The organism is Solilutibacter tolerans, assembly GCF_900155935.1.
Classification (GTDB): Bacteria; Pseudomonadota; Gammaproteobacteria; order Xanthomonadales; family Xanthomonadaceae; genus Solilutibacter; species Solilutibacter tolerans.
Genome location: NZ_FTLW01000001.1, coordinates 111,433 through 132,475 on the forward strand (window position 1 = coordinate 111,433; position 21,043 = coordinate 132,475).

Consider the following 21,043-nt stretch of genomic DNA (forward strand, 5'->3'; position numbering starts at 1 on the left):
TGGTGCTCGGCGTTGAACAGATGCGGGTACAGCGACGTCCCCCCGCCTTCAGTAGCGGTCGGCTTTAGAGTCCGGGGTTAGGGTATCCGAGCCCGCCAGGGTTTTGGCATAGGCTTCTGGGGTCAGCCCGCCGAGCGCGTTCTTTGGCCGTTCTTCGTTGTATTCGCGGCGCCAGGTTTCGATGACCGTGCGGGCGTGCAGCAGGCTGGTGAACCAGTGCTCGTTGAGGCATTCGTCGCGCAGGCGGCCGTTGAAGCTCTCGACGTAGGCGTTCTGGTTCGGCTTGCCCGGCTCGATCAGGCGCAGGGCGACGCCACGGTTGTGAGCCCACTCGAGCATGGCCTTGCCGCAGAACTCCTTGCCGTTGTCGGTGCGGATCACCTCAGGCAGGCCGCGCTGGACCGCGAGACGTTCCAGGATGCGCACCACGCCGTGACCGGAGATCGCGCGCTCCACCTCGATGGCCACCGACTCGTGCGTGGCGTCGTCCACGATGGTCAAGGCCTTGAGCACCCGTCCGTCTGCCGTCCGATCGAACACGAAGTCCATCGACCAGACCTGGTTGGCGCGGTCTGGCCGCAACAGCGGTTGCCGTTCGCCCACTGGCACCTTCTTCCGCTTCCGGCGCCGCACCTGCAGCTTCGCTTCCTGGTACAGCCGCTCCACACGCTTGTAGTTCACGAGCACTCCTGCTTGCCTGAGCTTGAGGTAGATCATCCCGACGCCGTAGCGCTTGTATCGCTGCGCCAGCGCCAGGATGCGCTCCCGAAGCTCGACGTTCCGATCAGGCGCAGGTTGGTAGCGGTACGCGCTGGCGCTCATGCACAGCACCGCCAACGCCCGCCGCTCGCTCAGCCCCTTGGTCACCATGTAGCGCACCTGCTCGCGTCGAGCCGGTGCGCTCACCACTTTTTTCGAAGGACGTCCTTGATGACCTCGTTCTCGAGAACCTGCTCGGCCAGCAGCTTCTTCAGCCGGCCGTTCTCGGTCTCAAGCTCCTTCAGGCGCTTGGCATCGGGCACGCTCATGCCGCCGAACTTGCTCCGCCACAGGTAGTACGACGCCTCGCTGAAGCCGTGCTTGCGGCACAGCTCCTTGACCGGCAGTCCGGCCTCGGCCTCGCGCAGGAAGCCGATGATCTGCTCTTCGGAAAAGCGCTTCTTCACATCCAATCTCCTCGCTTTGGGGAATTGGACTCCAGTTCGCCGTGCTACTCAAAACCGGGGGGACGTCGTTGCTCGCAGTCTGAAATGTGAGAAGCGGGCCGTGTAGCCCGCTTCGCTTCGGTCACGCCAATCCGAAATCCTTCAGATAATCGTGATGGAGTGCGATGAGGCCTCTTTGCCGTTCATGATGGCCTGAAATTTGTACTTGCCAGCCGGCAGGGTGACTTCCTTCGGTACACCGAGGTCAATGTTCAGGGCGGCTTGGTTGGCATTTTCGATTGAGCCGGTCTTTTCGATGATGACCTTGCCCGATTCATCGCTGACCTTGACGGTAACCTTTAGGCCCGGGGTGGCATTGGACAAGCTGGTGGTGGCGTACAGGTAGTCACCGCTCTTGAACTCACTGCCTTGGCCACCCACGGCGAAGGTGTTGGAATCGACGTAATTGCCGATCGCGAACCCTGTCAGCGCGGGGGCAGCTGTTGGTGTAACTGCTGGGCTGTTGGCGCCTTCTGCTGCCGGCGGTGGGGCAGGGGTGCAAGCGGCAAGAGCGGCCGCCAGCGGCAGGACATAAAGTGTCGGGTTGCGTTTCATGGTAATTGTCATGGCTTGAGAAATGGGATTAGTATTGCGGCGGTTAAGGCGCGCCCCTAGTTGGTGTCAGCATAGCTGAAAATGTTGAGCTTAGGCTAGATACTTGGCGATCCGTTGCGCTGCCTGTCCATCGCCATAGGGATTGTGTGCTTCGGACATGGCGGCAAAGGCCAGGCTGTTATCCAGCAGTTGGCTGACTTCGTCGATAATGCGGCCACTGTCGGTGCCGAGCAGCTTGACCGTGCCTGCGCTGACCGCTTCCGGGCGCTCGGTGGTCTCCCGCATCACTAGTACCGGTTTTCCAAGCGACGGCGCTTCTTCCTGAACTCCGCCGGAGTCGGTCAGGATCAGGTGCGACTGGCGCATTAGATAAACGAATGGCAGATAATCCTGGGGTGGGATCAGGTGGATATTCGGAAGGCCGGCTAGGTGGCGATGAACCGGCGCCTGCACGTTGGGGTTGAGGTGCACGGGATATACGATCTGCAGGTCGTCACGCTTGGCCAGCTCAGCCAGCGCCACGCAGATGCGTTCAAACCCATCGCCGAAATTCTCTCGCCGGTGACCGGTAACTAGAAGCATCCGCAGCTGCGGATCCAAAAAGGGGAATTCGGCAGCGACCGATTGACGGATGTCGGAATCGCTGGCCAGTTTGGCATCGGCGAGTAGCAAAGCATCGACAACCGTATTGCCAGTGACCAAGATGCTTTCAGCGTCAATGTTCTCGGCCAACAAGTTGTCTCGGGACGACTTGGTCGGCGCGAAGTGGTACTTGGCGAGCGGTGCTACCAGTCTGCGGTTGGCCTCTTCGGGCCAAGGCGCATACAGATTGCCCGTGCGCAGCCCGGCCTCAACATGGCCAATGGCGACTTGGTTGTAATAGGCAGCCAGAGCAGTGGCTAGGGTAGTGCTGGTATCGCCGTGAACCAATACTATGTCCGGCTTAAGGCGTGCGATTTCAGTGGTCATCCCAGTCAAGATGCGGGAAAATGCCTCGGACAGGCTCTGGCCGGGCTGCATGATATCCAGGTCTATATCAGGTTGGATGTCAAACAGGGCTAGCACTTGATCAAGCATCTGCCGATGCTGAGCGGTGACGGCGACGCTGACTTTAAGTGCCGGTTGCGCCTGTAGCGCTTTGACCACGGGAGCCATTTTGATAGCCTCGGGGCGGGTGCCAAAGGCGAGCAGCACATGCTTCATGATGAGGTCTCAAGAGATTGGCACGGGGCCATAATGTTTTTGTGGAGGATATTTGTCCGGCCTAATCGCGCATTGTGTTGAACAGTGCGTTCATGCCACCGGCGGAACATCAAAGCAGGCTCTCGAGTTCAGGCAATATCTGAAACAAGTCCCCCACCAGCCCGATATCCGCGATCTCGAAGATTGGAGCATCCGGATCCTTGTTGATCGCAACGATGGTCCCAGCATCCTTGATCCCCGTCAGATGCTGGATGGCGCCCGAAATGCCAATCGCCACATAAAGCTCCGGTGCGATGATCTTGCCGGTTTGCCCCACTTGCATGTCATTGGGCACATAGCCGGCATCGACTGCGGCGCGAGAAGCGCCAACACCCGCCCCCAGTTTGTCCGCCAGATCGTAGACGATCTTGAAGTTCTCGGCGGAACCCACGCCACGACCACCGGACACCACGCGACGGGCGCTTTGCAGGTCCGGACGGTCGGATTTGCCGGCTTCCAAGTTGACGAAGCGGGTCGATGTCGGTAAGGCAGCATCCACGCCCATGGCTTCTACTGCAGCGTTGTTACCCGTGGCGGCCTGCGGCCAGGACGCGGTGCGTACGGTGGCAACCAAGGCCTGATCCGCCGGTGCCTCGACAGTGATGATGGCGTTGCCGGCATAGATCGGGCGTTTGAAGGTGTAAGGGCCTTCCACAGCCATCAAGTCAGAGACCTGTGCGACACCGAGGAGGGCAGCCACACACGGCATCAAGTCCTTGCCAAAGGTCGTGCTGGGTCCGAATACGTGGGTGTAGCCGCTGGCCAACTGGGCGATCTGCGGTGCCAGAACTTGGGCGATGGCGTGCTCGTTGGCGGGATTGGCCACGGCCAGTACCTTGGAAACACCTTCGATCTGTGCTGCTTGTGCTGCAACGGCTGCTGGGTCAGCGGCCAGGACGACGACGTCGATGGCCTCCGGGTTGAGGGCTTTGGCCGCCGACACGCACTTGGCCGTAGCCGCGTTGAGCTGGCCGTCGAGATGTTCGGCAACGATGAGAACCTTGGACATCAGAGCAGCCCCTTTTCCTTCAGTTTGGCGACGAGTTCCGCCGCATCCTTGACCATCACACCGCGACTACGTTGCGCGGGCGAAGCATAGTGGGTGGTCTTGAGGCCACCACCGGCCTCTGCGCCCAAATCAGCGATTGCCACGGTTTCAAGCGGCTTGGATTTGGCTTTCATGATGTCGGGCAGCTTGATGAAGCGTGGCTCGTTGAGGCGCAGATCGGTCGTCACCACGGCGGGCAGGTCGACCTCAAGGGTTTCTAGACCGGCGTCCACCTCACGGGTCACCGTAGCCTTGCCGCCGTCGATGGAGAGCTTGCTGGCGAAGGTTGCTTGCGGCCTGCCCCAGAGCGTGGCCAGCATCTGACCGGTCTGGCTGGCATCGTCGTCGATCGCCTGCTTGCCGAGTAACACGAGGTCCGGCTGCTCCTTATCGACCAGCTTGAGCAGGGTGCGGGCCGCGGTCAGCGGGGAGACCGGGCCGTCTGACACGATGTGGATGGCGCGATTGGCGCCCATGGCCAGGCCATTACGCAGGTGGGGCTGGGCATCGGCGGGGGCAATGGTGGCGACGATGACCTCGGTCGCGATGCCCTTGTCACGCAGGCGCAGGGCCTCCTCCAGCGCGATGTCGTCGAAAGGGTTGGGGGAGAGCTTGACGCCCTCGGTCACCACGCCCGAGCCATCGGGGCGGACTTGGACACGGACATTGGCGTCCACGACGCGCTTGTAGCCGACGAGAATTTTCATCTGCAGCGATACCTTGGAGTTGCGGGCCTAGCCTCGCGACAGCGCATATTCTAGCTGACCAGCCGGGGCTGGCTAAGCCCGCCTACAATGGATTATTACGAATCAGTCCTACTGAGGGTGGTGCATGCAAACTTGGCTTGTGACTGGCGGGGCGGGTTTCATTGGCGGCAATTTCGTGCTTGAGGCTGTTCGTGACGGCGTCAAGGTCATCAATCTTGATGCGCTGACCTACGCCGGCAATCTGGACACGCTGAGTGCCCTTAACGAAAACCCAAGCCATGTCTTCGTGAAGGGCGACATCGGTGACCGTGCCTTGGTCGCCAAGTTGCTTGCCGAATATCAGCCTGATGCAGTGATCAACTTCGCTGCCGAAAGCCATGTGGATCGTTCGATCGATGGCCCAGCCGAGTTCGTGCAGACCAACGTCGTCGGTACGTTGGGGCTCCTTGAGGCGGTGCGTGACTACTGGAAATCTTTGCAAGGCAGCGCGGCTGACGACTTCCGCTTCCTCCATGTCTCGACCGACGAGGTCTACGGCTCGCTCGGCGATACGGGCCTGTTCACCGAGGAAACGGCCTACGCACCGAATTCGCCTTACTCGGCATCCAAGGCGGCATCGGACCATCTGGTCCGGGCTTTCCATCACACCTATGGTTTGCCGGTACTGACGACCAATTGCTCGAACAACTACGGGCCCTATCAGTTCCCTGAAAAACTGATCCCGCTGATCATCGCCAAAGCCGTTGCCGGCGAGCCGTTGCCGATTTATGGCGATGGCAAGAACGTGCGCGACTGGTTGTACGTAGGGGATCATTGCTCTGCCATCCGTCGCGTCTTGGAAGCGGGCAAGATGGGTGAAACCTACAACGTCGGCGGCAATTCCGAGAAGCAGAACATCGAGGTGGTGAAGACTATCTGCGCCTTGCTGGATGCGCGGAAACCGCGCGCCGATGGCAAGCCATACGAATCGCAAATCACCTATGTCAAGGATCGTCCGGGGCATGATCGTCGCTACGCGATCGATGCATCCAAGCTGAAGCGCGAGCTTGGATGGGAACCCGCGCACACCTTCGAGCAAGGCATCGCGGAAACCGTGGGCTGGTATCTCGACAATCAGTCGTGGGTGAGTCGCGTGCTGGATGGCAGCTACCGCCTCGAACGCATCGGCAGCTCATAAGGAGAAAACGGCATGGATCGCAAGGGCATCATTCTGGCGGGCGGGTCGGGCACGCGCCTTTACCCGATCACCCAAGGCATCAGCAAACAGCTGTTACCGGTCTATGACAAACCGATGATCTATTACCCGCTCGGCGTGCTGATGCTCGCGGGAATCCGCGAGGTCTTGATCATCAACACCCCGCATGAGCAGCCGTTGTTCAAGAATCTCTTGGGCGATGGCTCGCAATGGGGGATGAAGTTCGAGTATGTCGCACAGCCGAGCCCCGACGGGTTGGCGCAAGCCTTCATCCTCGGCAAGGAATTCCTGGGTGGGGCACCCAGCTGTCTGGTGCTGGGCGACAACATTTTCCACGGACCTGGCCTGACCGCGATGCTCAAGCGCGCGGATGCGCGCGATGAAGGGGCGACGGTCTTCGGCTACTGGGTGCAGGATCCTGAGCGTTATGGTGTGGCCGAGTTCGATGCCGAAGGACGCGTCATCGGCCTTGAAGAAAAGCCCGAGAAACCGCGTTCGCATTACGCCGTCACCGGCCTCTATTTTTACGATGGTCGCGCGCCGGAGCTTGCGGCAGGGCTCAAGCCGTCCCTGCGCGGCGAGCTGGAAATCACCGATTTGAACAAGGCCTATTTGGAAGAAAGCGCACTCCATCTGGAGCAGCTTGGTCGTGGTTACGCATGGCTGGACACGGGCACGCATGGATCATTGCTGGAGGCGGCCAACTACATCGAAACCATCGAGGCACGGCAGGGGTTGCGTGTCTGCTGCCCGGAAGAAATTGCCTACTACAACGGGTGGATCGACGAGGTGCAACTCGAAGCGCTGGCAATGCCACTCGCCAAGAACGGATATGGCCAGTACCTGATGAGCCTGCCGGAACGAGGCTACGTGCCATGAAGGTGATCGAAACCGATCTGCCTGGATGTCTGATTTTCGAGCCGCGCGTGTTTGGCGATGATCGTGGTTTCTTCTACGAGTCTTTCAATGCTGACAAACTCACGTCAGTGGGTTTGGAGATGCGATGGAAGCAGGGCAACGTGTCGTCGTCCACGGGCGGCGTGCTACGCGGCTTGCACTATCAATGGCCGAAGCCGCAGGGCAAATTTGTTTCGGTGGTCGAAGGTGAGGTGTGGGATGTGGCGGTGGATATTCGTCGCGGCTCACCCACCTTCGCCAAGTGGACGGCAGTGGTACTGAGCGCCGAAAACAAGCACCATTTTTGGATCCCGGAAGGCTTCGCGCACGGGTTTGTGGTGCTGAGTGAAAGCGCCATCTTCACCTACCTATGCACCGAAACCTACGACGCCGCGGCCGACGCCAACATCGCCTGGAATGACCCTGATCTCGCTATCGACTGGCCGGTATCGTCGCCATCCCTCTCTCCCAAGGATGCAGCCGCGCCGTTTTTGGCGGACATTCCCGAAGATCGCTTGCCCGTATTCGCGCCATGAAGATTTTGCTGCTGGGCGCCAACGGGCAAGTAGGCACGGAGTGCCGTCGTAGTTTGACGGGCCTTGGTGACCTTGTCTGCGCGACGCGTGACGGGCGTCTTTCAAGCGGTGAAGTTTGCGAGCAAGCCGACTTCGAAGGCCCCGACAGCTTGTATGCACTGGTACGACGCATCGCGCCTGATGTGGTGGTGAATGCTGCTGCCTATACCGCAGTCGACAGGGCAGAGCAGGAGAGCGATGCCGCCTTTTTGGTGAATGCGAAAGGGCCGGAAACCATCGCACGTGCATGCGCTGAATTGGGCGCCTACCTCATCCACTATTCGACTGACTACGTATTCGATGAACAGGGTAATCGCCCTTATTTACCCGATGATCCGACCGCGCCACTTGGCGTCTACGGGGAAAGCAAATTGGCCGGTGAAGAAGCTGTTCGTGCTAGCGGGTGCGATTACGCCATTCTGCGCACGGCTTGGGTATATGCCGCACACGGCAAGAACTTTCTATTGACGATGTTGCGTTTGGCAAACGAGCGCGATGAGCTTCGTGTCGTGGGCGACCAGGTCGGCACGCCCACCCCGGCAGCATTGATCGCTGATGCCACCGCTCGCATCGTGACATCGCGGAATAGACCCAGCGGCACCTGGCACCTGACGCCACATGGTCAAACCAGTTGGCATGGCTTTGCCGAAGCCATCATCGAGGGTGCGCACAGGCGTGGCTTGCTGGCCAAGCGCCCCATCGTCACGGCGATCAGTACAGCGGAGTTCCCGACGCCCGCTGCCCGGCCTGCATGGTCGGTGCTCGACAATGCCTCGCTTGAACGTGACTGGCACCTGACCTTGCCTGCCTGGCAAACAGGGCTTGACGAAGTGTTGGATGAGCTCGCCGCGGCGCCTTGAAGTAGCCTAGGCGGTAATCCAAGGCCGAGGTAGGCAGATGCTTCATCCCGTGATCCTGAGCGGCGGCAGCGGCACACGCTTGTGGCCGCGCTCGCGCAGCAACACCCCCAAGCAATTCCTGCCGTTGGTGGGGGATGAGACACTCTTGCAGGCGACGGCATTGCGCGTGAAAGCCATGCAGGACGTCGCGCCGGTGATCACGGTGTGCGCCGAAGACCATCGCTTCATGGTCGGTGAGCAGTTGCAGGCCATCGGCATGCCAAGCGGCGGCATCCTGCTGGAGCCCGCCGCACGCAATACGGCGCCCGCCATCGCGCTGGCGGCATTGCACGTGCAGCAGCAAGACGCCCAAGGTGTGATGCTGGTGCTCCCCGCCGACCACCTCATCCGTGATGAACCGGCCTTCCGGGACGCGGTAATGGCGGGCTTGGCGCAAGCCCATGCAGGCGCCCTGGTGACGTTCGGCATCAAACCCGATGCGCCGGTGACCGGCTATGGCTACATCCGCATCGGCCAACCGCTGGATGCACGCGTTCATGCGATCGGTGCGTTCGTCGAGAAGCCCGACGTTGAGCGTGCCCGTACCTACCTCGACAGTGGCGAGTACCTGTGGAACTCCGGCATGTTCCTGTTTCGAGCCGATGCGTATCTGGAAGCATTGAAAAAACATGCGCCGGCGATTCTGGTGGCCGCACGTGCAGCCTACGACGCTGCAACCGGCGATCTGGACTTCATTCGCGTCGATGCCGATGCGTTCGCTACAAGCCCAAGCGACTCCATCGATTACGCCGTGATGGAGCGTGCGACGAATGCCGCGGTCGTCCCGGTCGATTGCGGTTGGAGCGATGTCGGCTCGTGGTCCTCGTTGTGGGAAGTGGCCGACCGCGATGTCGATGGCAACGTGCAATTGGGCGACACCCTCGCGATCGACACCGGCGACAGTTACTTGCAGGCCGCCGATGACCGCCTGGTTGCCGCGCTCGGCGTGCGTGACCTCATCGTCGTCGATACCGCCGATGCGGTGTTGGTTGCACATCGTGATCGCGTGCAGGACGTGAAGATGTTGGTGGATCGGCTGAAGGCGGAAGGGCGCACCGAGCATCTTCACCATCGCAAGGTGTATCGCCCGTGGGGCAGCTACGACTCGCTGGCCGTTGGGCCGGGTTTCCAGGTCAAGCGCATCGTCGTGAAACCCGGCGCAGCGCTCAGCCTGCAACGGCACCAGCGACGCGCCGAACACTGGATCGTGGTGTCCGGCACGGCTGAAGTGACCTGCAACGACAAGGTGTTCGATCTCGGTGCGAACCAGAGCACCTACATTCCGCTAGGCAGCAAGCATCGCTTGCGCAACACCACCGATCAACCGGTGGAGTTGATCGAAGTGCAGTCCGGCGATTATCTGGGTGAGGACGACATTGAACGCTTTGACGATGTCTATGGCCGTACCTGATCACGACACGTAGCCCTGTACCTTTGGCCAATACGACGGGCCATCGATGCCCGGCGCGTTAAACTAGGGACATGTCCACCCAGGGTGTGTCCAATGAGTCAATCCAAGCTCCAGCCTGATGCGCGCACTGCGCTTGATGGCATCGTCGCCGATGGCCAGACGCTCGCCGTCGGTGGTTTCGGTCTGTGCGGCATCCCCGAAGCGTTGATCACTGCGCTGCGCGATTCCGGCGTCAAGGGTCTCACCGCGATCTCCAACAACGCGGGGGTCGATGGTTTCGGCTTGGGCCAGCTGTTGGCTACGCGCCAGATCAAGAAGATGATTTCGTCCTACGTGGGCGAGAACAAGGAGTTCGAGCGCCAATACCTCGGCGGCGAACTGGAGCTGGAGTTCAACCCGCAGGGCACGCTGGCCGAGCGCCTGCGCGCTGGCGGTGCCGGCATCCCGGCATTCTTCACCGCGACCGGCTACGGCACGATCGTGGCCGATGGCAAGGAGACCCGCGAAATCGACGGTCGCTGGTATGTACTGGAAACCGCTCTCAAGGCCGATGTCGCGCTAGTCAAGGCATGGAAGGCCGACAAGGCCGGCAACCTGGTGTTCCGCAAGACCGCGCGCAACTTCAACCCAGCTTGCGCGATGGCCGGCAAGGTGTGCATCGCGGAAGTGGAAGAGTTGGTCGAGATCGGCGACATCGACCCGGATCACGTCCATCTGCCGGGTATTTATGTCGATCGCATGGTGGTGAATGCCAATCCTGAGAAACGTATCGAGCAGCGCACCGTGCGGACGGAGGGCAACTGACATGGCATGGAATCGCGATGAAATGGCGCAACGCGCCGCACAAGAATTGACGGACGGCGCTTATGTGAACCTCGGCATCGGTTTGCCGACCTTGGTGGCCAATTACATTCCCGAGGGGATGGACGTGTGGTTGCAGAGCGAGAACGGCTTGCTCGGCATCGGCCCGTTCCCGACCGATGACGAAGTGGATGCAGACCTCATCAACGCCGGCAAGCAGACCGTGACGGCGGTGCCAGGTGCGAGTTTCTTCGGTAGCCACGACTCCTTCGCGATGATTCGCGGCGGCCACATCGACCTCGCCATCCTTGGCGCGATGGAAGTCACCGACAAGGGTGACCTGGCCAACTGGATGGTGCCCGGCAAGATGGTGAAGGGCATGGGCGGCGCGATGGATCTGGTCGCGGGCGTCAAGCGTGTCGTGGTGTTGATGGAGCACACCACCAAGAGCGGCTCGTCGAAGATCCTGCCCGAATGCACCTTGCCGCTAACAGGTTTGGGCGTGGTCAATCGCATCATCACCGAGCTGGGCGTGTTCGATGTCACGCCGGATGGTTTGAAGACGGTCGAGTTGGCGCCGGGCGTCAGCGCGGAGGAGGCCAAGGAAAAAACAGGCGTGCCGCTGCACTGACCAAAGCGGCATCGCCCAAGAAAAACGCCGCCCCAATGGGCGGCGTTTTCGTGCGCCATGGGACTAAGGGCGGCGGGGCAATGCGCCCACTAAAGTCTCTGCAGCTATCTCCCGCGAAAAATGCTTGCGGATATTGTTCTTGCCAGCGTCAGCGAGTTTTTGCCACAGCACCGCATCGGAATGAAGCCTGAGTACGGCTTCCGCAAAGTCGGCGGCGTTATCGGCAATGAGTGCGTCTTCTCGATCGGTCATGGACATGCCTTCTGCCGCAATCGATGTCATGACGACGGGTAGGCCGTGGCTCATCGCCAGGTTCACCTTGCCCTTGACCCCCGCGCCGTACCGCAAAGGGGCAACCGAAATCCGACATGTCTCGAGGAGTGGAGTCAGGTCAGGCAGTTGCCCATGTATTCGGACGCCATCGAACCGTGAAAGTTCGTCGCGTTGCGCGGCCGATATTGCGCCGACAATGTGCAGCGTCATGTCAGGCACTTGCGAGCGGATGCTCGGAAGCACCTCATGGCAGAACCACTGCATGGCATCCAGATTGGGCGAATGCGCCATTCCGCCGACGAACAACAGGTCGCGACGTGAAGTGAAGCCCGATGTGGCTTCGGTGACAACGTGGATATTGGAAAGAACCCGGACATCGGCGGTTGGGACTGCTTTCGTCAGTAACTCACGTTCAACCTCACTGACGACGAGGGTGATATCCGCATCCCGTATCGCTTGAAGTTCTTGTCCCTTGATCGCTTGAAGTTGTGTTGAAGACGGTGCGCTGAGAACGCCTAGCTCGGCTTCGCGCGTGAGGCGTACGTAGTGGAGATCGACGGTGTCGAAGAGCACGCGGGCGTTTGGCTGCATTGCGCGAATCAGCGGCATGTGGGCATTTGCCACATGGAAGCGACAAAGCAGTGCAGCTACAGGCTGCCGCCCAGCAAGCCACGACACGAGGTCAGGCTGGCCGTGCACCCCGATGAGTTCAATGTCGAGGTGATGGGCAAGTGCGATGTCTTTGTCGTGCGCCATTCCATCATGCGGCATGAAGCCGACGGCATATCCTTGGGCGGACAGGATCCGCAGGATTTCAACCATTCGTACAGAGCCGGAGTCGCGCTCCGGATCCGGCACGCCTTCGTCGATGACCAGCAACCACTCGTTATTGCGGTTTGTGGATGCAGGCGCGCGAAAGCCTTGCATCCAGCGCTGCATCAGAGCATGCAATCCGCCAGCGTGCTTGCTGCGGCGACTTGTGGAAATTGCGTGCCGTAGTCGGCGCAAACGCCACGCTGCGGCTTTCATCGTCACAGATTCTGGTAATTCGGCCCCGAACCACCCTCCGGCGTCACCCAGTTGATGATCTGGTACGGGTCCTTGATGTCGCAGGTCTTGCAGTGCACGCAGTTGGCCGAGTTGATCTGCAGGCGCTTGCCATGCAGTTTGGAAGCGTCTTCCACCATCTCGTACACGGCCGCCGGGCAGAAGCGTGTGCAGGGGTTGTCGTACTCCTCGACGCACGTGGTTGCGCACACATCCGTGTCCATGACCTTGAGATGGATCGGCTGATCCTCGTCATGCGAGGTCGATGCGTAGAACACGCCCTGCAGGCGATCGCGTGGGGCGAGCGTTCGTTGCACGTAATCACGCTCGGGTTCCGCCGTGCCCAGACGGTCGAGTGACTTGTAATCCGCGCTTTGCTTGAGTGTCCACGGCGACAGGCCGCCGGTGACGGTTTCCCATGCGGCGTTGGCCATGCCGATCCACAGGCCCTTCTTGAAGCCGGGCTTGATGTTGCGGACCTTGCGCAGTTCGGCCATCACGTCGGAGCCGCGCAGCTTGGCATCGAAACCTTCCGGCGCAAGTTGCGAGGCCACCAGGTGTTCCGCCGCCATCATTCCGGACTTGATTGCTTGATGTGTCCCTTTGACCTTGGGCACGTTAAGCAGGCCTGCGCCATCTCCGATCAACAGTGCGCCCGGCATCTCGACCTTGGGCAGCGATTGCCAACCACCAGTGACGATGGCGCGCGCGCCGGCAGAGACGATGCTGCCGCCTTCCAGCAGCGGCGCGATCAGCGGGTGCGCCTTCCATTGCTGGAATGCTTCCCACGGCTTGTATTCGGGGTCGTGGTAGTCGAGGCCACTGACATAACCGATCGCCACCCGGCCACCTTCCAGGTGATAGATGAAGCTGCCGCCGTAGGTGTGGTTGTCGGCCGGCCAGCCCAGCGTGTGCACGATCTTGCCGGGGGTCACGCGGTCTTCCGGCACTTGCCAGAGTTCCTTGATGCCGATGGAGTAGCTCTGCGGGTCCGAGTCTGCATCCAGCCCAAAGCGCTTCACCAATTGCTTGGTCAGCGAGCCGCGCGCGCCTTCTGCCAACACCGTGACCTTGGCGTGGATGTCGATGCCGGGTGTGTAGCTCGGCTTGTGCTCGCCATCCTTCGCGATGCCCATGTCACCGATGCGCACGCCGATCACCTTGCCGCTGTCGTCGTGCAGGGTTTCCGCGGCGGCAAAGCCGGGGAACACTTCGACGCCCAGGGCTTCGGCCTGCGGCGCCAGCCACGCGCACAGCGCACCGAGCGAGACGATGAAGTTGCCGGTGTTGTGCATGCCGGGCGGCAGGGGCAGTTTGCGTTGGCCGGTCTTGGACAGCATCCAGAATTCGTCTTCTTTCGCCGGCACGCAAATCGGCGGCGGGTTGTCGCGCCAACCGGGCAAGAGTGCGTCGAGCGGCTGCGGTTCGATGACCGCGCCGGACAGGATATGCGCGCCCACGGTTGCGCCTTTCTCGATCACGCAGACCGAGGTTTCCGGGCTCAGTTGCTTGAGGCGGATGGCGAAGGACAGGCCGGCCGGGCCTGCGCCCACGACGACTACGTCGTATTCCATGACGTCGCGTTCGATTTCGGGCGGGCTGTTCTCGTTCATCTTGGCTCCTGTGGCTGCCGCTGATTGTCCGGGTTTGCGGCGGGGGCGGCAAATCCGCAGGATGCGGGGATGGACCTGTTCGCCGCATCCACGACGATCCCCGGCATCGACCATCGCCCGGGCTGGCTGTCTTGGGAGGAGGCCGATGCGTTGTTCAACGGTTTGCGCGACACCGTCGAGTGGGAGGTGCATCGCATCCGTATGTTCGGGCGGATGGTGGATTCACCGCGACTATCCTGCTGGCTGGGGGATGAGGATGCCGTGTATCGATACTCGGGCACGATCTTTGAACCGCGACCATGGCCGACGATGCTGGATAGCCTGAGAGCCCGCCTCGCCGCCGAGTGTGGCAGGCCGTTCAACAGCGTACTGGCCAACTTGTATCGTGATGGCCGCGATGCGATGGGTTGGCATCGCGATGACGAGCCGGAGTTGGGCGATGCGCCATTGATTGCATCGTTGAGTCTGGGCGCGACGCGGCGATTCTTGCTGAAGGATGCGCAAGGACGACGTCACGCCATGGAGTTGGCGAATGGCGACTTGTTGTCGATGTCAGGCGATAGCCAGCGGCGCTATCGTCATGCATTGCCGCGTACCGCGAAAGCCGTCGGCCCGCGCATCAACCTGACCTTTCGCAACATCTTTGTCCACACGACCTGAGTTTCAGCGGCCTGCGCGCTGCATGTGGGTCAGCGTCCATCCCGAAATATCGCGGGTGACATCGGACAGCGATTGCTCGAATGCACGATGCACATCGACGATCGCGGTGCTTCCCGCGGGGGTGGCGTGGCGGAAGGTTTGCGTGGCGACCACCCGATTGTCGTCGTTGTGGATGAGGTTGGCCGACACTTCGATCACCGCGCTCGGGGTTCCGCCACCGGCGTAATCCGCATCGAATCGGCGGATGTCCAGCGCCAGATCGAAATCACCCGCGATGCCGCCGCCGCGGCGCGTCACGCCGGCCAGTTTGCGGCTGTCTTCCAGCGTGCGCACGATGGCATCCTGCAGGATGTCCGGCGCGGGTTGCGACCAGGTTGCGCCCTTGTAGACCTGCACCTCGCCCGGCGTCGGGCGGACCATGATGCGCGCGCTGTTGACCAGGCGCTCCGCGTTCGGGCGCAGCACCACCAGTTGCGTGTCGACATGGGGCCAGCCGGCATCGGCCTGCACGCTGGGTTGCAGGTGGTAGACGGATATCTCGGTCTTCTCGGGCACGATGCCGCAACTTGCCAGCATCAGTACAAGGCCTGCCGCGAACCAACGCAGGGAAGGGGAGGCGGAGATGTTCATTCCGGGGTGAACTCCTTGGGTTGCTCGCGACCCAGCAGATAGCCCGCCGGGTTGCCGTCGAGGCGATCGGTGATCTGCTTGATGTCACGCATCAGGCTGCGCAGCTCGGTGAGCGTGGGTGCGACCTGCTGCAAGCCATCGCGGGTGAAGCTGCGCAGCGGCGCGCGATTCTCGGCGACCAGTGCATTTGCATTGGTGCCGGCGGATTCGAACGAGGCGATGGCGCGGTCCAGCTTCTCCATCGTCGCCGGCAATTTGGCGATCACTTCGCGGTCTACCTTGCTGATCGCACCATTGGTGGTGTCGAGGGTCTTGCGCAGGTCCTCGCTGGCCAGACGCGCGTTGATCAGCATCTGCTGGATGTCTTCGCGCTGGCTGCTGAAGGCATCGGTCGTGGCGCGCAGGTTTTCAAGCGTGTCGGAGATGCGCTGGATGTTTTCTTCGCTCAGTGCTTCGTCCAAGCGTGCCACCAGCTTGTTGGCCGTGTCCGCGATGTTCTGCAACGCAGACGGTTCAGTCTGGATCACCGGGATCTCGCTACGCTCGCGTGGGCGCAGCAATTGCGCGCCGGGGCTGCCGCCGGTCAACTGGATGAAGGGGCTGCCGGTCAGGCCTGCCTGCGACATCTTGGCGCGGGTGTCGATTTTGATCGGTGCATCGGCCTCCAGTTTCAGCAGGGCTTGCACGCGGCGGGGATCACGCGCGTCCAGCTTGAGCTGCTCCACCGTGCCGACGGAGATGCCGTTGTATTGCACCGAGCTGCCCTCGGTGAGGCCGGTGACCGGCTCGTTGAAGATCACCTGATAACGCTGCCAGCTGGCATCGGACGAGAACTTCGCAGCCCACAAGGCAAAGCCCAGCAGAAAGACCGTCACCAGAATGGTGAACGTGCCGATCAAGACGTAATTGGCCTTGGTTTCCATCGTCAATCCTCAATCATGCGGCGTTCGCCCTTGGCGGCGACCTGTGCGGCGCGTGCGCGCGGGCCGTGGAAGTATTCCTGCACCCACGGATGCTCGAAGCGCTCGATCTCCGCCAGCGGCGCATTGGCGACGACTTTCTTGTCGGCCAACACCGCGACGCGATCACAAATAGCGTATAGCGTGTCGAGATCGTGTGTGATGATGAACACGGTCAAGCCCAGTGCTTCACGCAGGGTCAGGATCAGCTCGTCGAAAGCCGCCGCCCCAATCGGGTCCAGGCCTGCGGTCGGTTCATCCAGGAACAGCAGCGGTGGATCGAGGGCCAGCGCACGCGCAAGGCCGGCACGCTTGCGCATGCCGCCCGACAACTGCGAGGGCAGCTTGTCCAACGCATCCGCAGGCAAGCCCGACAACTTCACCTTGAGCAGCGCCAACTCGTAACGCAGGTCTTCGCAGAGTTCCGGATGGTGCTCCTTGAGTGGCACCTCCACGTTTTCACCCACGGTCAGCGAGGAGAACAGTGCGCCGTCCTGGAACAAGACGCCGGTGTGTCGTTCGATGGCCAACCGGTCATGCGGTGCATCGGAGAGAGCGTCGATGCCCAGCACTTCGATCTTGCCCGCGTTGGGCTTGCGCAGGCCCAAGATCGAGCGCATCAGCACGGATTTGCCGGTGCCCGAACCGCCGACGATGCCGATGATTTCGCCACGTTTCACTTCGAGATCCAGATGGTCGTGGACGACTTGCTCGCCGAAACGATTCACCAGCCCATGCACGCGGATCACGACGTCATCCTTGCGAGATGCGTCCAGCGCTGGGTCGATGGCGATTTGATCGGTCGTGTCTTCCATCTCACCAGCCCATGTGCATGAACCAGATCGCCGCGATCGCATCGATGATGATGACGAGCGAGATCGTCTGCACGACGCTCGATGTGGTGCGTTCGCCCACCGATTGCGCGGTGCCTTGCACTTGCAGGCCCTCGAGACAGCCGATCAGGCCGATCACCAGCGCGAAGATCGGTGCCTTCGACATCCCCACCAAGAAGTCTTCGAACTCGATGGTCTGCTCCATACGCGCGAGATAGGCCTGCGGCGGAATGTCCAGACTGAACGCACCGACCGACAGGCCGCCCAAGAGACCCGCGATCATCGCAAGGAAGGTCAACAGAGGCAGCATCACCAACAGGGCCAAGATGCGCGGGATGATGAGCAGGTCGATGGGGTCAAGGCCCAGCGTGCGTATCGCATCGACTTCTTCGCGGCTGACCATCGCGCCGATCTGCGCCGTGAAGGCGCTGGCGGTGCGACCGGCGAGCAGGATGGCGGTGAGCAGGACGCCGAACTCGCGCAGGAAGGCGATGTTCACCAGCTCCACGACGAAGATGGTGGCGCCGAAGTCCTCGAGGATGTTGGAGCCCAGGAAGGCGAGCACGGCGCCGACCAGATAGGTCAGGAGCAACACCAAGGGCACGGCATCCAGGCCGACTTGCTCCATGTGATGGACGACGCTGGTGATGCGCAGGCGGCGGGGCTGCTTGATGACCCGGAGCAGCTTGACCAGGTTTTCGCCAAGGAAGCTCGCCAGCGCGATCACTTCCTTCCAGTTGTCGACGACCGCGAAACCCAGGCGCCCCAATGCGGCATGGAATCCGTAATCACGCTTGGTCTTGGGGCGGTCCGGCGACACATCCAGGATCGCCTTCACCAGCGTCATGTGCTCGTCGCGGAGCTTGAAGTTGTCCCGGCCCAGTCCGCGCTCGTTGGCGAAGCGTTGCAGTTGCAGCACGCCGAATGAGTCGATGCTGCCCACGCAACTGGCATCGACATGGCGGATGTCGCTCGGGAATTTGGCGACGTCGCGCATCACGTCACGCGCGTTGGTCAAGATCCAGTCGCCGGACAGGCGCAATTCGCCCGTATCGGGCGTGAAATCGGCGGTAGGGCGGGCGGGTTTGATCGGCATGGGTCGTGTGCATGGTATCGGCTTCGTGTCACGACGGGATGCAGGCCAGATGAAGGCGCGCAGGCTTGTTCATCCATGTCATGCTTTGTCGATGACGCATTCGCCCGCCACGCTTGCTCCGTATGCACAGCGCATCGCCTTCCTGACCGAATTGGCCGAGCGGCTGCACGCCTACGGCACCACGGCGCAGCGACTGGAAGGAGCCCTGCTGGGCGTGGCTGACCGTTTGGGCGTCGAATGCGAGCCTTGGGTCAATCCCACCGGGATGATCCTCACGTTCCGGGACCCGGCTGACGAGCTTGCCGCGGACCTGACCCGCGTGATCCGTTTGCCGCCCGGGGATACCGACTTGTCCCGGCTGTCCCGGGCGGATCGCATCGCCGAGGATGTGTTGGCCGGGACGATGGGCGTGGCCGAAGGTCGCGAGGCATTGGAGCGCATCGACTTGCCCCGGACGACCCTGTGGCGGGTGATGCAGGTGCTCTCCTATGCCCTGGTGGCGGGTGCAGTCGGCTGCCTGTTGCGGCTGCCGTGGCTGGATATCGCAACGGCTTCGTTGGCGGGCTTGGGCATCGGTCTTCTGGATCAGGTTTCCCAGCGCAGCCAACGCTTCCGCGAGCCGCTCGAGGCCTTGGCCGGCATGTTTGCCGCAGCCGTCGCGGTGCTGGTCGCCAGTTTCATCGGCCCAATCAACATGAACACCGTGATCATCGCCGCGGTCATCGTGCTGTTGCCGGGTATGGCGCTGACGAATGCGGTCAACGAGTTGACCAGTCAGCACCTGGTGGCCGGCACGGCGCGTTTTGCGGGCGCCATCACCACCATCCTCAAGCTCACCATCGGCACGATGCTCACGTTGACATTGGCGGACTTGGTGGGTTTACGACCGGAGATTCACTACGCGCGACCGCAACCGGACTGGGTCGAGTGGATGGGGCTGCTGGTGGCCGGCTATGCCTTTGCCGTGGCGTTTCGTGCAGCGCGTCGCGATTATCCGCTGGTGATGATCGCAGCGACCATGGGGTATTTGATATCGCGAATTGGCGGGGATCTCTGGGGCGATGTGGCCGGGGTTTTCCTCGGGGCCTTCTCAATGACGGTTGCGGGGAATATGTACGCACGCTGGAAAAACCGCCCAGGGGCCTTGATTCGCCTGCCTGGCATCATTTTGCTGGTGCCGGGTAGCGTGAGTTTCCGTGGTTTGATTTCCCTGATGCAGCAGCAAGACGTGAGCGCAGGGCAGGCAGCGCTGATGGCGGTGCTGAATATCCTCATGGCGCTGATCGCCGGATTGATGTTCGGCAATCTGTTGATGCAGGCGCGGCGGAATCTGTAGTTGAAAATGAGCAGGCCAGTCTGATCAGCGATTCATGAGACTCCTCTACTTCGCGCATGAATATCCGCCAGAAAGATCTCCGCAATCATTGCGTACGGAGCGTCTGGCTGCTGGCTTGATCGCGGCCGGGCATGACGTCACGGTAATAACCCGTGCCATGCATCTGCATGAAACGACAAGCGCCAATGAGCGGCTTGAGGCTGGCAGCTCATTGCAGGTCGTACGTTTGAATGCGGGCCCTTTGAATCGACTGGCGGACTTGCTGTTGGCCTGGCATCAACAGCGCAATCGGGCCAGTGGCGCTCGGGATTTGTCTGGAAGCACAGACACGCCTCCCTCAGAAATTTCGAATGGGGATCCCGACCGGAATGACGCAGGCATTCATAGAGTCAGATCGAGCGATCCGATCAACTGGAAGGGGCGGTTCATCGCGGGTCTTAGGACGTTTGAAGAACGCTTGAAATTTCCAGGCCGCGGTTACTTCTGGGGCCGACGGGCGAAGCGTTGGCTGATCGATGCGATCAACATGGGGCCTGTGGATGGCGTCATCCTCTCCCACGAGCCGGCATCGGCATTATTGCTGGGAAGGGTTTGTGATGAGCTGGGCGTTACGTTCATCGCGGAACTCGGCGACCCGGTGCTTGCGCCCTATACGCCTGGGAAGTGGGTCGAGAAAGCATTCGAGCTTGAGCACTCTGTTTGCACACGCGCATGCCTGGTCGTAGTGACCTCCGATGCAACGGCACAACTCTTGCAAAAACGGCACGGCGCCTCGGTAGCGAGGGTGAGTGTCATTTCGCAAGGATTCGAGCCCACTCCCGCAGGCAATGACGAAGGCGGGGCCGGTCACGCGGAGGGGGGCGCCCTGCTGAGGCTTGTCTATAGCGGAAGGTTTTATCCGTTCCGGGACCCAACGCCGTTGTTCGAGGCGATTGCCGTGAGCGACAAGGATGTTGAGCTGCAAATAGCAACGCCCGAGATCCCGGCGTGGCTTGGTCCGATCGCAGCATCCACGAGCAACATCGTCGACCGCGGGTTCTTGCCGCACGCCGAAAGTCTCGAGCTGCAAAAAAGTGCCGACATCTTGGTCAATTTTGCCAATGCCGACTCTGCGCAGGTTCCCGGGAAGTTCTATGAATATCTCGGAATGTGCAGGCCGATATTGCACATCACCCCTCACCCTGAGAGCGACCCGCAGGCAGCTTTGGTTGCCAAGCTGAAAAGAGGGTGGGTGCTGCGACCGGAGTCTGGGCAGATAGCGGATGAGATCAGGCGATTGCTCGATTTGGCGCGTCTGGGAAAACTGGATGAAGGCCTGGATCTGAGCATGTCGTCCGTCATGGCATATTCATGGGATGCCCTGGGGCATGAATTTGCGATGGATATAGGCCGCGCGCTGGACAAAAAGAAAGCGGGCACCATTTGAAGGT

General features: G+C 61.2%; 21 protein-coding genes. 10 read left to right on the forward strand and 11 right to left on the reverse strand.

Annotated features, from left to right (window positions below; all coding sequences use genetic code 11):
- Nucleotides 1-48: 48 nt before the first annotated feature.
- From BW989_RS00530 to BW989_RS00555, 5 genes are all read right to left on the reverse strand, one after another.
- Nucleotides 49-1,166 (reverse strand): IS3 family transposase gene (locus BW989_RS00530; protein ID WP_420220317.1). Its coding sequence is split into 2 segments (ribosomal slippage): nucleotides 49-914 and nucleotides 914-1,166, totalling 1,119 coding nucleotides; the frame shifts between segments, so codons are not numbered across the junction.
- Nucleotides 1,167-1,307: 141 nt separating this feature from the next.
- Nucleotides 1,308-1,760 carry a hypothetical protein gene (locus tag BW989_RS00540; protein ID WP_076584565.1) on the reverse strand — a complete coding sequence of 151 codons (453 nt, stop codon included), beginning with the start codon at nucleotides 1,758-1,760 and terminating at the stop codon, nucleotides 1,308-1,310.
- Nucleotides 1,761-1,850: 90 nt separating this feature from the next.
- Nucleotides 1,851-2,963, reverse strand: a complete 1,113-nt coding sequence (gene wecB, locus BW989_RS00545) for a non-hydrolyzing UDP-N-acetylglucosamine 2-epimerase (protein WP_076584566.1) — start codon at nucleotides 2,961-2,963, stop codon at nucleotides 1,851-1,853.
- Nucleotides 2,964-3,072: 109 nt separating this feature from the next.
- Nucleotides 3,073-4,011: an electron transfer flavoprotein subunit alpha/FixB family protein gene (locus BW989_RS00550; protein ID WP_076584567.1), complete on the reverse strand. Its 939-nt coding sequence runs from the start codon at nucleotides 4,009-4,011 to the stop codon at nucleotides 3,073-3,075.
- Nucleotides 4,011-4,757 (reverse strand): electron transfer flavoprotein subunit beta/FixA family protein, encoded by a 747-nt coding sequence (locus BW989_RS00555; protein ID WP_076584568.1) that lies wholly within the window; start codon nucleotides 4,755-4,757, stop codon nucleotides 4,011-4,013. Before BW989_RS00555 ends, BW989_RS00550 begins: the two co-directional genes overlap by 1 nt.
- A gap of 124 nt (nucleotides 4,758-4,881) precedes the next feature.
- On the opposite strand from BW989_RS00555, the gene rfbB reads away from it, so the two are divergent.
- From rfbB to BW989_RS00590, 7 genes are all read left to right on the forward strand, one after another.
- On the forward strand, nucleotides 4,882-5,934 hold the full coding sequence (rfbB, locus tag BW989_RS00560) for a dTDP-glucose 4,6-dehydratase (protein WP_076584569.1): 1,053 nt from the start codon (nucleotides 4,882-4,884) through the stop codon (nucleotides 5,932-5,934).
- Between the two features lie 12 nt (nucleotides 5,935-5,946).
- Complete coding sequence (gene rfbA / locus BW989_RS00565) at nucleotides 5,947-6,831, forward strand: glucose-1-phosphate thymidylyltransferase RfbA (RefSeq protein ID WP_076584570.1); 885 nt, start codon at nucleotides 5,947-5,949, stop codon at nucleotides 6,829-6,831.
- Nucleotides 6,828-7,385 carry a dTDP-4-dehydrorhamnose 3,5-epimerase gene (gene rfbC / locus BW989_RS00570; protein WP_076584571.1) on the forward strand — a complete coding sequence of 186 codons (558 nt, stop codon included), beginning with the start codon at nucleotides 6,828-6,830 and terminating at the stop codon, nucleotides 7,383-7,385. Before rfbA ends, rfbC begins: the two co-directional genes overlap by 4 nt.
- A complete protein-coding gene (gene rfbD / locus BW989_RS00575) occupies nucleotides 7,382-8,284 on the forward strand; it encodes a dTDP-4-dehydrorhamnose reductase (protein ID WP_076584572.1) in 903 nt (300 codons plus the stop codon). The genes rfbC and rfbD overlap by 4 nt, the downstream gene beginning before the upstream one ends.
- Before the next feature lie 37 nt (nucleotides 8,285-8,321).
- Entirely contained in the window at nucleotides 8,322-9,734 is a 1,413-nt protein-coding gene (locus tag BW989_RS00580; RefSeq protein ID WP_076584573.1) for a mannose-1-phosphate guanylyltransferase/mannose-6-phosphate isomerase, read from the forward strand.
- A gap of 93 nt (nucleotides 9,735-9,827) precedes the next feature.
- A complete protein-coding gene (locus BW989_RS00585; protein WP_076584574.1) occupies nucleotides 9,828-10,538 on the forward strand; it encodes a CoA transferase subunit A in 711 nt (236 codons plus the stop codon).
- Nucleotide 10,539: 1 nt separating this feature from the next.
- Nucleotides 10,540-11,166, forward strand: coding sequence for a CoA transferase subunit B (locus BW989_RS00590; protein WP_076584575.1), 627 nt, complete (start codon nucleotides 10,540-10,542; stop codon nucleotides 11,164-11,166).
- 63 nt (nucleotides 11,167-11,229) lie between these two features.
- Here BW989_RS00590 and BW989_RS00595 read toward each other — a convergent pair whose 3' ends face one another.
- Both BW989_RS00595 and BW989_RS00600 read right to left on the reverse strand, forming a co-directional pair.
- Entirely contained in the window at nucleotides 11,230-12,378 is a 1,149-nt protein-coding gene (locus BW989_RS00595) for a glycosyltransferase family 4 protein (protein ID WP_165688531.1), read from the reverse strand.
- A gap of 92 nt (nucleotides 12,379-12,470) precedes the next feature.
- Nucleotides 12,471-14,099: an electron transfer flavoprotein-ubiquinone oxidoreductase gene (locus BW989_RS00600; protein ID WP_076584577.1), complete on the reverse strand. Its 1,629-nt coding sequence runs from the start codon at nucleotides 14,097-14,099 to the stop codon at nucleotides 12,471-12,473.
- A gap of 69 nt (nucleotides 14,100-14,168) precedes the next feature.
- On the opposite strand from BW989_RS00600, the gene BW989_RS00605 reads away from it, so the two are divergent.
- The gene (locus BW989_RS00605) at nucleotides 14,169-14,759 is read left to right on the forward strand and encodes an alpha-ketoglutarate-dependent dioxygenase AlkB family protein (protein WP_076584578.1); all 591 of its coding nucleotides are present in this window, start codon (nucleotides 14,169-14,171) and stop codon (nucleotides 14,757-14,759) included.
- Between the two features lie 3 nt (nucleotides 14,760-14,762).
- Here BW989_RS00605 and BW989_RS00610 read toward each other — a convergent pair whose 3' ends face one another.
- The 4 genes from BW989_RS00610 to BW989_RS00625 are packed head-to-tail and all read right to left on the reverse strand — an operon-like array spanning nucleotide 14,763 to nucleotide 18,277.
- The gene (locus BW989_RS00610; protein ID WP_076584579.1) at nucleotides 14,763-15,389 is read right to left on the reverse strand and encodes an ABC-type transport auxiliary lipoprotein family protein; all 627 of its coding nucleotides are present in this window, start codon (nucleotides 15,387-15,389) and stop codon (nucleotides 14,763-14,765) included.
- On the reverse strand, nucleotides 15,386-16,312 hold the full coding sequence (locus BW989_RS00615; RefSeq protein ID WP_076584580.1) for an MlaD family protein: 927 nt from the start codon (nucleotides 16,310-16,312) through the stop codon (nucleotides 15,386-15,388). The genes BW989_RS00610 and BW989_RS00615 overlap by 4 nt, the downstream gene beginning before the upstream one ends.
- 2 nt (nucleotides 16,313-16,314) lie before the next feature.
- Nucleotides 16,315-17,163 carry an ABC transporter ATP-binding protein gene (locus tag BW989_RS00620; protein WP_076584581.1) on the reverse strand — a complete coding sequence of 283 codons (849 nt, stop codon included), beginning with the start codon at nucleotides 17,161-17,163 and terminating at the stop codon, nucleotides 16,315-16,317.
- Between the two features lies 1 nt (nucleotide 17,164).
- A complete protein-coding gene (locus BW989_RS00625) occupies nucleotides 17,165-18,277 on the reverse strand; it encodes an MlaE family ABC transporter permease (RefSeq protein ID WP_076584582.1) in 1,113 nt (370 codons plus the stop codon).
- A 91-nt stretch (nucleotides 18,278-18,368) separates the two neighbouring features.
- On the opposite strand from BW989_RS00625, the gene BW989_RS00630 reads away from it, so the two are divergent.
- Nucleotides 18,369-19,613 (forward strand): threonine/serine exporter family protein, encoded by a 1,245-nt coding sequence (locus BW989_RS00630; protein ID WP_076584583.1) that lies wholly within the window; start codon nucleotides 18,369-18,371, stop codon nucleotides 19,611-19,613.
- A gap of 34 nt (nucleotides 19,614-19,647) precedes the next feature.
- Nucleotides 19,648-21,039 carry a glycosyltransferase family protein gene (locus BW989_RS00635; RefSeq protein ID WP_083688078.1) on the forward strand — a complete coding sequence of 464 codons (1,392 nt, stop codon included), beginning with the start codon at nucleotides 19,648-19,650 and terminating at the stop codon, nucleotides 21,037-21,039.
- Nucleotides 21,040-21,043: the final 4 nt, after the last annotated feature.

Bases quoted from the DNA above. Each gene is read 5' to 3' on its own strand.
- BW989_RS00540 (WP_076584565.1), bottom strand. From the start codon at position 1,760: ATGAAACGCAACCCGACACTTTATGTCCTGCCGCTGGCGGCCGCTCTT.
- wecB (WP_076584566.1), bottom strand. From the start codon at position 2,963: ATGAAGCATGTGCTGCTCGCCTTTGGCACCCGCCCCGAGGCTATCAAA.
- BW989_RS00550 (WP_076584567.1), bottom strand. From the start codon at position 4,011: ATGTCCAAGGTTCTCATCGTTGCCGAACATCTCGACGGCCAGCTCAAC.
- BW989_RS00555 (WP_076584568.1), bottom strand. From the start codon at position 4,757: ATGAAAATTCTCGTCGGCTACAAGCGCGTCGTGGACGCCAATGTCCGT.
- rfbB (WP_076584569.1), top strand. From the start codon at position 4,882: ATGCAAACTTGGCTTGTGACTGGCGGGGCGGGTTTCATTGGCGGCAAT.
- rfbA (WP_076584570.1), top strand. From the start codon at position 5,947: ATGGATCGCAAGGGCATCATTCTGGCGGGCGGGTCGGGCACGCGCCTT.
- rfbC (WP_076584571.1), top strand. From the start codon at position 6,828: ATGAAGGTGATCGAAACCGATCTGCCTGGATGTCTGATTTTCGAGCCG.
- rfbD (WP_076584572.1), top strand. From the start codon at position 7,382: ATGAAGATTTTGCTGCTGGGCGCCAACGGGCAAGTAGGCACGGAGTGC.
- BW989_RS00580 (WP_076584573.1), top strand. From the start codon at position 8,322: ATGCTTCATCCCGTGATCCTGAGCGGCGGCAGCGGCACACGCTTGTGG.
- BW989_RS00585 (WP_076584574.1), top strand. From the start codon at position 9,828: ATGAGTCAATCCAAGCTCCAGCCTGATGCGCGCACTGCGCTTGATGGC.
- BW989_RS00590 (WP_076584575.1), top strand. From the start codon at position 10,540: ATGGCATGGAATCGCGATGAAATGGCGCAACGCGCCGCACAAGAATTG.
- BW989_RS00595 (WP_165688531.1), bottom strand. From the start codon at position 12,378: ATGCAGCGCTGGATGCAAGGCTTTCGCGCGCCTGCATCCACAAACCGC.
- BW989_RS00600 (WP_076584577.1), bottom strand. From the start codon at position 14,099: ATGAACGAGAACAGCCCGCCCGAAATCGAACGCGACGTCATGGAATAC.
- BW989_RS00605 (WP_076584578.1), top strand. From the start codon at position 14,169: ATGGACCTGTTCGCCGCATCCACGACGATCCCCGGCATCGACCATCGC.
- BW989_RS00610 (WP_076584579.1), bottom strand. From the start codon at position 15,389: ATGAACATCTCCGCCTCCCCTTCCCTGCGTTGGTTCGCGGCAGGCCTT.
- BW989_RS00615 (WP_076584580.1), bottom strand. From the start codon at position 16,312: ATGGAAACCAAGGCCAATTACGTCTTGATCGGCACGTTCACCATTCTG.
- BW989_RS00620 (WP_076584581.1), bottom strand. From the start codon at position 17,163: ATGGAAGACACGACCGATCAAATCGCCATCGACCCAGCGCTGGACGCA.
- BW989_RS00625 (WP_076584582.1), bottom strand. From the start codon at position 18,277: ATGCCGATCAAACCCGCCCGCCCTACCGCCGATTTCACGCCCGATACG.
- BW989_RS00630 (WP_076584583.1), top strand. From the start codon at position 18,369: ATGACGCATTCGCCCGCCACGCTTGCTCCGTATGCACAGCGCATCGCC.
- BW989_RS00635 (WP_083688078.1), top strand. From the start codon at position 19,648: ATGAGACTCCTCTACTTCGCGCATGAATATCCGCCAGAAAGATCTCCG.